The organism is Pseudoalteromonas sp. TAE79, from assembly GCF_000498015.1.
In the GTDB taxonomy this organism is placed as follows: Bacteria; Pseudomonadota; Gammaproteobacteria; order Enterobacterales; family Alteromonadaceae; genus Pseudoalteromonas.
In genome coordinates this window covers 1-9,072 of the sequence record NZ_AUTL01000249.1, presented here as the reverse complement: position 1 = coordinate 9,072, position 9,072 = coordinate 1, and the positions used below count along the sequence as shown (strand labels likewise).

General features: G+C 42.0%; 9 protein-coding genes. 4 read left to right on the top strand and 5 right to left on the bottom strand.

The window, feature by feature from the left end:
- From L655_RS0119870 to L655_RS0119855, 4 genes are all read left to right on the top strand, one after another.
- Positions 1 to 1,476, top strand: a 1,476-nt coding sequence (locus tag L655_RS0119870; protein WP_024606052.1) for a gamma-glutamyltransferase, incomplete at its 5' end; no start/stop codon positions are given.
- Positions 1,464 to 2,288 carry a sulfite exporter TauE/SafE family protein gene (locus L655_RS0119865; protein ID WP_024593246.1) on the top strand — a complete coding sequence of 275 codons (825 nt, stop codon included), beginning with the start codon at positions 1,464 to 1,466 and terminating at the stop codon, positions 2,286 to 2,288. The genes L655_RS0119870 and L655_RS0119865, both read left to right, overlap by 13 nt.
- Positions 2,289 to 2,291: 3 nt before the next feature.
- Complete coding sequence (locus L655_RS0119860; RefSeq protein WP_024606051.1) at positions 2,292 to 3,521, top strand: alanine--glyoxylate aminotransferase family protein; 1,230 nt, start codon at positions 2,292 to 2,294, stop codon at positions 3,519 to 3,521.
- A gap of 14 nt (positions 3,522 to 3,535) precedes the next feature.
- A complete protein-coding gene (locus L655_RS0119855; RefSeq protein WP_024606050.1) occupies positions 3,536 to 4,819 on the top strand; it encodes an allantoate amidohydrolase in 1,284 nt (427 codons plus the stop codon).
- A gap of 127 nt (positions 4,820 to 4,946) precedes the next feature.
- Here L655_RS0119855 and L655_RS0119850 read toward each other — a convergent pair whose 3' ends face one another.
- From L655_RS0119850 to L655_RS0119830, 5 genes are all read right to left on the bottom strand, one after another.
- Positions 4,947 to 5,249 carry a hypothetical protein gene (locus tag L655_RS0119850; RefSeq protein ID WP_004334655.1) on the bottom strand — a complete coding sequence of 101 codons (303 nt, stop codon included), beginning with the start codon at positions 5,247 to 5,249 and terminating at the stop codon, positions 4,947 to 4,949.
- Positions 5,250 to 5,292: 43 nt separating this feature from the next.
- Positions 5,293 to 5,541 (bottom strand): DUF1272 domain-containing protein, encoded by a 249-nt coding sequence (locus L655_RS0119845; protein ID WP_024606049.1) that lies wholly within the window; start codon positions 5,539 to 5,541, stop codon positions 5,293 to 5,295.
- The gene (locus L655_RS0119840) at positions 5,535 to 5,897 is read right to left on the bottom strand and encodes a 2OG-Fe(II) oxygenase (protein ID WP_024606048.1); all 363 of its coding nucleotides are present in this window, start codon (positions 5,895 to 5,897) and stop codon (positions 5,535 to 5,537) included. The genes L655_RS0119845 and L655_RS0119840 overlap by 7 nt, the downstream gene beginning before the upstream one ends.
- Positions 5,898 to 6,779: 882 nt before the next feature.
- Positions 6,780 to 7,967 (bottom strand): hypothetical protein, encoded by a 1,188-nt coding sequence (locus tag L655_RS0119835; protein WP_010553585.1) that lies wholly within the window; start codon positions 7,965 to 7,967, stop codon positions 6,780 to 6,782.
- 111 nt (positions 7,968 to 8,078) lie between these two features.
- Positions 8,079 to 9,072, bottom strand: a 994-nt coding sequence (locus tag L655_RS0119830; RefSeq protein WP_024605193.1) for an IS66 family transposase, incomplete at its 5' end; no start/stop codon positions are given.

Below are 9,072 nucleotides of genomic sequence, written 5' to 3'. Positions count from 1 at the left end.
GCCGCTGCTATTAGCGTTGTATATCCACATATGAACTCAATTGGTGGCGACAGCTTTTGGCTTATCGATAACCCAAACCAAAAAACGCCTACCGCTATTGACGCCTGCGGCCGTGCAGCAACTAATACAACGCCCTATAACTCGCTCGCGCAAATACCAGAGCGCGGCGGGTTAAGCGCACTGACTCAAGCGGGTACAATTCGCGGTTGGCAAAAGGCGCTTGAACTAGATGAGCACGCAGCACTACCACTGTCACAAATTTTAGCACCCGCTATTGAGCTTGCGCGCGAGGGCTTTACAGTTACAAAAAGCTTGCAAGCAGGCTGCGAAAAACTAGCCACTGCTAACAATACCAATGAGGCGTTTAAAAGCCTCTACATACCCAATGGCAAGCCCTTGCAAGCAGGTCAACATTTTAAAAACCCTAAACTTGCAGCAACGTTTGAATACCTAGCAAAACATGGCTTAAACGCATTTTATGAAGGCGCACTTGCCAACTCATTTGCCGCCGACTTAGCAAAAGCAGGCAGCTCAATTACCGCAGGTGACATTGCAAATACTAAAGCCGAGGTAGTTACTGCGCTAAATGCAAACCTCAGTGGTATTAATTGCTACAACTTACCCGCGCCAACACAAGGCGTGCATTCACTACAAATAATTGGTGCCGTAAATAAGTTAAAGCATTTAGCTAAAACCGATGCCGACTGGACACATTTAATTGTTGAGGCAACTAAACAAAGCTTTACCCATCGCCCTACCCTTTGGGCTGACCCTGAAGCATTAGGAGACGATTATAAAAACGCACTAACCGATAATCGCTTAAGCGAACTTGCTATCAATATTGATATGGCCAAAGCCAAAAAATGGCCATTTAACGCAGAGCCTGGCGATACTGTGTGGATGGCAGCCAGAGATAAAAACGGGCAATTAGTCAGCTTTATTCAAAGCATTTACTGGGAATTTGGCAGCGGAATATTAATGAGTGAAGGCGGCTTTGTGTGGAATAACCGTGGTTTAAGCTTTAGTTTAAACAATCAAGATACCAACGCCCTTGCTCCAAATAAAAAGCCCGCTCATACACTTAACCCAGCACTGGCAAAGTTTAGCGATGGTCGTCGACTTGCTTACGGAACAATGGGCGGTGAAGGGCAACCACAAACCCAAGCCGCTGTTTTTGCAGGCTACGCATGGCGAAATAAATCAATAAAACAAGCGATTAGCGACCCTCGTTGGTTACTTGGACGCACATGGGGCGATACAAGTAAAAATTTAAAAATTGAAAAAGAGTTAGTTTTTCATATAGAACATGAATTAAATCAACGTGACCACGATTGGGTAAGCGTTGATAATAATAACGAAATGATGGGGCACGCTGGGGCTATTTTAGATACAACTACAAGCCTTGAAGCTGCAACAGATCCTCGTTCAGATGGACGTGCAACAGTAACTACAGCAGGAACACAATGTCAGAAATAATAAACCAATGGCCAATAGTAGCGGCCTTAATAGCAACCGGAATTTTTGCCGGAATTTTAGCAGGACTTTTTGGTGTAGGCGGCGGTATTGTAATCGTACCTGTGCTGTATTTTTTACTGCAAGGTTTTGGCGTAAGCCCAGAGTCGGCAATGATGATAGCCACCGCCACATCACTTGCAACCATAGTACCTACTTCGCTTTCATCTATTCGATCGCATCATAGCAAAGGAAATATTGACCTTGCGCTAATAAAATACTGGGCACCGTTTATATTAGTTATGGCGGTAGTCGGTAGTATTATTGCTCATACCGTTCGCGGTAACGCATTAGTGCTCATGTTTGCCTGCATTGCTATTTTAGTCAGTTTAAACATGTTATTTAGAGCCGGTGCACCCGCGCTTGTAAAACAACTGCCAGGTAAATTTGGTCAAGGCGTTATGGCAAGTATTGTAGGTGGTTTGTCGGTAATGATTGGCATAGGTGGCGGTACTATTGGCGTACCTATGCTAAACGCATTTAATGTACGCGCCCATGTTGCAGTAGGAACTGCGGCCGTTTTTGGTTTATTGATTGCGCTACCAGGTGTTATTACCTTATTAAGTATTGGCACAACGCCAACCGATGCTCCCCTAGGTACGTGGGGGTTAGTTAACCTCCCTGCCTTTTTTCTTATTATTCCGCTGACTATTTTATTTGCGCCTATTGGGGTAAAAATTGGTAGCAAGCTGGATCAAAAACAACTAAAACGCGCTTTTGCCGTTGTCTTAATGATAACTGGCATTCGCATGCTCATTCAGACTCTGGGAGCCTAAAATATGTTTATTAACACGCAAGTTCAAACCTTAAACCCACCACAGCGTTTATTAATGGGACCAGGTCCAATTAATGCAGATCCTCTTGTTTTACGTGCTATGTCGGCGCAGCTTATCGGTCAATACGACCCAGTAATGACCGGTTTTATGAACGAAACCATGGCGCGTTACCGCGAAATTTTTAAAACTAAAAACGAATGGACCATGCTAATAGATGGCACATCGCGCGCAGGTATTGAAGCCGTATTATGCTCAATTTTACGCCCAGGCGATAAAGTACTAGTACCAATTATGGGGCGCTTTGGTCACCTACTTGCTGAAATAGCAGAACGCGTTGGCGCAAAGGTGCACACAATAGACGTACCGTGGGGCGAAGTGTTTACGCCAGAACAAATCGAAAAAGCCATTGTTGATGTAAAACCCCATGTACTTGCTATGGTACAAGGCGATACATCCACCACCATGAACCAACCTCTTGAGCATATTGGCGATATTTGCCAAAAGCACGATGTACTATTTTATTGTGATGCCACCGCATCTATTGTGGGTAACGAACTTCCTGTCGATGAATGGAAACTCGATGCACTTTCGGTTGGCCTGCAAAAATGTTTAGGCGGACCTTCTGGGTCAGCGCCATTGACACTGAGCGACAAATGCGCCGAGTGGATCCAAAAACGTAAAAAGGTAGAGGCAGGTATTCGCACGGCCGATCATATCGACGGCACAGAGCCCTTTGTACGCTCAAACTACTTTGATTTAGGTATGATCATGAATTACTGGGGAGAGGAGCGCCTAAATCATCATACCGAAGCCACCAGCATGCTGTACTGCGCCTCAGAATGCGCCCGTATAGTAATTGAAGAAGGCGTGGATAACTGCGTAGCGCGCCACAAATTACATGGCGATGCCATGCTAACAGGCATTCAAGCGCTCGGCTTAAATGTATTTGGCGATTTAACACATAAAATGAACAACGTACTGGGTGTTTATATACCCGAGGGTATTAATGCCGATCACGTACGCGGACAAATGCTAACCGATTTTGGAATAGAAATTGGCACCTCGTTTGGCCCGCTGCATGGCAAAATTTGGCGTATTGGCACCATGGGTTACAACGCCCGTAAAGATGCCGTATTACAAACATTGGCAAGCCTAGATGCCTGCTTACATGCCAACGGCTATAAAGGTCCTAAAGGCGAAGCCGCCATTGCCGCCCTTGCTCACTATAAATAAAAAAAGGATTTAGCATGACGATTGTAAGCCCACAACACAGCCCTTTATTAGACAAAGAACTTGCTGATGAATACGCAACACGCGCTTTATCTCGCTGTAAAACCCTCAGCGCACTATCGCAAATGCAAGGCGGTATTCACCGCGTGTACTTATCAAAAGAGCACAAAGAGTGTAACGCTGTTACTGCATCGTGGATGGTTGAGGCAGGCATGCAATCGTGGCAAGACGAAGTGGGCAACCTTTGGGGGCGACTAAAATCATCAAACCCACATGCTAAACGTTTAATTATAGGATCGCACCTCGACACAGTACCAAACGCAGGAGCGTTTGATGGTATTTTAGGTGTACTGCTGGGGATAGAAATTGCAGCGCTTGCACATAAGTTAAAGCTCGACCTGCCCTTTCATTTAGATGTAGTGGGCTTTTGCGATGAAGAAGGCACCCGCTTTGCCACAACTTTAATTGGCTCAAAAGCCCTCGCTAACGAATTTGACCCACAGTGGCTAAACATTGAAGACACAAACGGCATAACTATGCGCCAAGCCATGCTCGACTTTGGCCTAAACCCTAACGACTACGCAAAGGCCGCACTAAACAAAAATGAGTTACTAGGTTACTGGGAAACTCATATTGAACAAGGTCCGGTGCTCGAATCGGTTAATCAGGCGTTAGGCGTTGTAACGGCTATTGCAGGGGCAAAACGCGCCATGCTTACCCTAACAGGCCAAAGCGGTCATGCGGGTACAACCCCTATGAATTTACGTCAGGATTCACTAGCAGGCTGCGCTGAATTAGTAACCGAAATTGAAAAACTAGCAAAAAGTGCGAGTAATGGCGAAGTAGCCACCGTAGGGCAAATACAGTCTCGCCCTGGGGCTACAAACGTGATTGCAGGTAAAACAACCATAAGCCTAGACGCACGTGCACAAAGCGACACCGATCTCGCTAATTTACTAAGCGCCATACAAAGCAGCGCTCAATCTATAACAAGCAAACGCAATTTAATACTCGATTGGCAATGGACGCATGCCGCCGATGCCGTTGCGTGCGACACCACTATTCAGCATTTGTTTTCAAGCGCATGTAAACTCAATAACCAAGCATCGCCTTCACTTGCCTCAGGCGCTGGGCACGATGCAATGGCAATCGCTCCTATATGCCCCGTTGGCATGTTATTTATACGCAGCCCTGGCGGTATAAGCCATCACCCAGCAGAAGCGGTTATCGACAGCGATGTAACAAAGGCACTCAGTGTAATGTACAGCGCGCTTTTACTTTATGTGAAAGAGTGTGAGTGATTTAAGGTAATCGAGTAAACCAAGTATATTAACTTGGTATGCTTAGGGGCTTAAACCTCCTCAAAGTCATTTGGAGGTTATTACTGAAGGCAGGTAAATGCAGGAATATATGTTATTTAAAGTAGCTTTATCGGGCTGCCCTTTGCTCTTTTAGGCTAAGGCGTTTATGTGAGCTATATACATGTTGAATGTTTGTACCATTAACCAAATATGCATCCATTTCGACGGTAATTAAACCCGATAATGGCTTGATTTCTAGAACACCCAACTCACCTAAATTTGCAGATAGTAAAGTATTATTCCTAATAGCTAACAAAGTTTTGTCAGTATCTCGTAAGTCACCATTCACATATAATTTAGCACCACTAAACCAAGTGTTAATTATTTTAACTTTGATTGACTTAATAGTAAATTCAAAGGATTTTCTCATCAGATCTCCATACCCAGAAATGTAATTATTATACTTTATGTTTTTATGTGTTTGGCGCACAACCACTTTCGTTTAACACCCGCTTAGTCGATGCTGGGTAATTTTTTAGTGCACCCAAAGGGCGAATTGGCCGCTGAACCAAATTACCTGAGCAGTTTGGGCACACGTTATTTAATACCGTTTGAGCACAGCCAGAACAAAATGTGCATTCAAATGAACAAATAAAAGCCTCTGTGGACTTTGCAGGTAGATTCTTATCACAACATTCACAATTAGGTCTTAAATCTAGCATTTAGCGCTCCCTTTTATCCACCCAATGCTGAGTAAATATCTATTACCTTTTATAACTTTTGACACCTGATGCTCACTTACATCAGGGCGGAATAGCTTAATTCGCTTTGTTTCAAATATCGGATTACTGCAAATAAACTCACCACCCAAATCTGCTTTTTTAAGCACTATATTCAACCGATAGTGTTTACCAGATTCAACTTTGTCTGTGTGTGGTGCTATTTCACTTCCTTGTGGAAATTTAAGCAAATATGTATCAAATTTAATTGGCCACGTAGCACCACAAATCAACATTTTATCGTAGCCTGACTTTTGCCTACCTCGCTCCCAACAAAATAATTTACTCAAAAAAAACATGCAATCCCTCGAAACAGCTAACAAGCAGCAGGTTAACTCGTTTTTTATTTATTTTTATTGGTAAATAAACCATAGCCGAGTTCATATTTTGGTTCAATCGTTTACTGTATTTTACGTGGGATATAAAAGGGAGTTTTAATGTTGTTTTGATTAGTATTTTAGAAGGGAACACTAGGGCGTGTTGATCTTTTTGGATTGAAATTTGTTCAATCTAGGGGCGATTAAATCGCGGCGCGAGGTTTGTAACCTAGTGGGCTAAGTAAAAACCGAGCAACAAAGAGTTGATCGTCCCTAGAAAGAACCCAAAGGGTAGCGCATGTTTGGAATTTATGCGGCGTTATCGCCTATTCATGGGGAATAACCACACTACATAGACTCTGCCTGGCCTAAATACCAAACAGACTGCTGCAAATTAACCCACGAAAGGTCAACACGCCCTAGGGTCCGTTGATCTTTGCGGATTAAAATTTGTTCAAACTAGGGGCTATTTAATCGCGGCGCGAGGTTTGTAACCTAGTGGGCTAAGTAAGAACCGAGCAACAAAGAGTAAATAGCCCCTAGGAAGAACCCTTTGGGCAGCGCCTGTTTGGCATTAATGCTACGTTATCGCCTATTTATGGGGAATAACCACACTGTATAGGCTCTGCCTTGCCTAAATACCAAACAGACTGCTGCAAATTTAACCTTGAAAGTTCAACAGACCCTAGTGTTTGAGTGACTTTATTGAGGAACTAAGGGCTTATCTTGCTTAATACATCGCGTTTTGCAGCTTTTCTACATTATGAACAAGGCAATACAGTTGCCGCAGCGTAAAGAAACAGCTAAACAGGACAGCCATTCTAACTTAATGAAAAAACTTAGGCTGGCGTCACTGTTAATTCATCAAAAATTGAACATGTTTTCCAGAGCCGCCTCTAAAGACATGGGCATATGACGTTTATTCATAATTCGGTTGTTAAGCTCTTCTTTAAGTGATTTAACCGTAGTGCAATACTCTAAACGTTTAGCAATTTCATCACATTCATTATTCAGCGCCGCTAAATGGTTTACAAAATTATCTTTAATTTGCGCTTTACTACGACCATTAAACTTACGCCACACAATTGTATATTGGTCATTACTTTCTTTTTGTTGCCGATGCTGTTCATTTAGCTCGATTATTTTATTTTGCAGTAACGGAATTAAGTTTGCTTTGGTTTCTTCGTCAAAATCGACATCGTCGTCAAAATGGCTTATGTAAAGTTGTAATAAAGTAAAACCGTCTTTCTCTTTTCGAGCTTGTACTAACTGTTGCATTAGTTCGTGTTTTTCTGCTTTTTTTGCAAGATCAGATTCTTTATCTGGATGCAACTTAGATGCTAAACGTTTATACATTTTGTTTAGCTGCGAGCCTTTAAATAACTTTTCTAATTTTGAGTTGTTTTTTTGTTGTTTAATTTCATCGCGATCAAATCGCTCGTGTTGGTCAAAAAAGTCATCCCAATCTTCATCTTGTTCATAGTGCATATTATCTGCACTAAACGCTTCATCATCTTTCTCCTCACCAAAACCTTGCTCGTCAAGGTGCTTATAAAGCAATGAAGGATCAGCTGTTATTTCTCTCAGTTCGTCATCTGTTAATTCTAAACCGGGGAAATCTTGCTGTAACATATTACGTAATATGTTTAACTCTGAAGAAGGGATTGTACTAACCGTATCTTGGTTATACTTATTTAGGTAAGATTGAAAAACTTGAGACACTTCCTCAACATTCAACTCGCCAATGAATGGATGTTCTGACAAATAATCTAAATCTTCATTTATCCAATCCACAAGTTCATTACGCTGTTCAATAGTTAAGCTTTTACGTTGGATAAACTTACTAAAATGAATAATTTGTTCTGCAATCATTTGAGCTTGAATTTGCTCATGGTGCTCTACTTGTTCTTGAAATTGAGAAAACAGGATCTGCTTTTTAATATCAAAGTTTGCGTTACGCTTAGTATGTTTTTCAATTCGCTGCCATAAACGCTCTAATTCAGAAGGCGTTTTAGTCGCCGCTTGTTGCTTTACATTTTTTAAAAATGTCATATTAAGTTCCACTAAAATTTGTATCCATTACTTTTTATGCACGTAATTTGTATGCTTGAATTATAAATTTAATTAAAGCATACATAAAGCCAAGCATTAAAAAGAACGTAACTATTCAGCCTCATCTGAAATGAATACATCAGGCAGCTGATTTTTGAATAATAACTCAAGGGCTAGGCTTGCAGATACATATTGTTTTCTGCAAGTCGATAAATAGCTTCTCAGCAAGCAGAACATTTCAGCTCCTTGCTTACTTCTAAAACACCCCGATATTTTTTGATGAACCTTGGTCATCCTAATATCATTCTCGCCTTGGTTGTTGGTAAATGGCACGCCAGTGCTCATCATGAAACGTAAAACATCATCTTGATAATCTCTTAGTCGTTCCAATAATGCTCGGGATTTGGTTCGCTTTAATCGGCCTCGCTGACCTTCCACTCGGCTACTTTTTTCTGGTGGTGGACATTTAGCGTCACCTTGAAGCAATATTTTTTGATATTGCTCACGATATTTCTGTTTAGCCCCTTTATCTAGGTCGGGATTATCTATTTGAGCTTTATTCATTTCTTTAAGTAAGGTTTGCATATCCTTCGCCCATTGCATGCCGTCTTGCTCCCAAGCCCTTTCTAATTCTCGGATGTGGTGAGCATTACATAATGCATGTTGGCATTGGGTATATTGATAATATGGCTTCCAATGGTCATGACATAGCACACCGGTAAAGTGCGGTAAAATACCGGCCTCATCCATCGCTATTTTTCCTCTTTTTTCATGAGGATAAAAATAAGTCCACCAAGTCGTTGATGCACCATGAAGCCATCGCCGTTTACCGCCGATATTAATGCCAGTCTCATCAACATGCAAAGTTTGATGCGGGCTTTGTAATGCCGCTTTGATGATACCTTCTGCGCCCGATGACTTTACTAGTGCCGCTGCTTGTTCATTAAAGTTAAATAAACTGCCGGCACTGATCGGAATACCTAGTTGGTCACTAAAGTATTCTTCAATGCGGTTATAAGGGAGTAATTGATATTGTGATAAGTAAACCGCATGGGCTTTCACACCAACACCATATTGAATAGGACCGTTAACACCTTGGGGGAAT